Annotated in this window: 1 protein-coding gene; it reads right to left on the bottom strand. The window is 59.0% G+C overall.

Annotation, left to right across the window (positions count from 1 at the left end; translation table 11 throughout):
* Nucleotides 1–116 precede the first annotated feature (116 nt).
* On the bottom strand, nucleotides 117–1,073 hold a 957-nt coding region (locus V6V89_RS41435), incomplete at its 5' end, for a glycoside hydrolase family 43 protein (RefSeq protein WP_334625224.1).

Raw genomic sequence — 1,073 nt, 5'->3', positions numbered from 1 at the left:
CGATCAAGGAGATCCGCATGGATCAAGGGCAAACGCACGTGGAAAACAGATCCAACCACGTGCGTTCGCCCTTGATCGACGGAAAACAGCGCAACGCGCGAGGCCCGCCGCTGCCGTTAGGAAGCCGGCTCGCCAGACGGGACCGCCAACTGAGCACCCAACGCCACCGGCGTACCGAAGTTCGGCGTACCATCCGCGTTCCACGTGAACTTCTGCGCCCGCGTCGACCGGTTGATATCACACCCACCCGACGCCGACGAGTTCGCGTGATACACAATCCAATCCTCAGTGCCATCCGGAGACTTGAAGAACCCGTTATGCCCCGGACCATACACACCGTTCGCGTTCGAACGCTGGAACACCGGATTCGGGAACTTCCGCCACGACGACGAACTCAACGGATCCCCACCCGTGTACTCCAACATCCCCAACTTGTAATCCGGCGTCGAACAATGACTAGCCGAGTACACGATGAACGTACGACCGTTACGCTGCAACACCTCACCGCCCTCAGCCACCGCACCACCCACCGTCTCCCAACTCAACGTCGGCGACGTCAAGATCCGGCGGGTACCCGACGCCGTCCACGGATTCGACAACGGCCGGATGAACATCGGCTGCGACCCGTTGTAGAACGTCCCCAACAAATACAGATTCCCGTTCAACTGCAAGATCCCCGGATCCAACTCCCACGTGTTGTCCGCCGACGGATCCAACATGTCAGCCTTGAACGTGTACGGCCCCATCGGATCCAACCCAGCCGACTCCAACACATGAATCCGCTGACTACCCAGATCAAACGGCTCACGACCCGCCGTGTAATAGAAATACCACCGCCGACCACTCGGACCATCCAACAAATGGAACTCCGGCGCCCACATCGTCCCCGCACCATTCGGACGAGTCAACGTGAACAACAACGTATCCGGCGCCGACGCCAAACCACCCAACGTCCGCGACCGACGCATCGTAATCGTGTTATTCCACGTCGTCGTCGCCAAATAGTAGTAACCATCGTAATACTGCAACCACGGATCCGGACCACGCACCTTCAACGGATTCGTAAACGTGCG

The organism is Micromonospora sp. CPCC 206061, assembly GCF_036906915.1.
GTDB lineage: Bacteria > Actinomycetota > Actinomycetes > Mycobacteriales > Micromonosporaceae > Phytohabitans.
The sequence above is the reverse complement of the archived record's forward strand: the minus strand, read 5'-3'. Positions and strand labels throughout refer to the sequence as shown.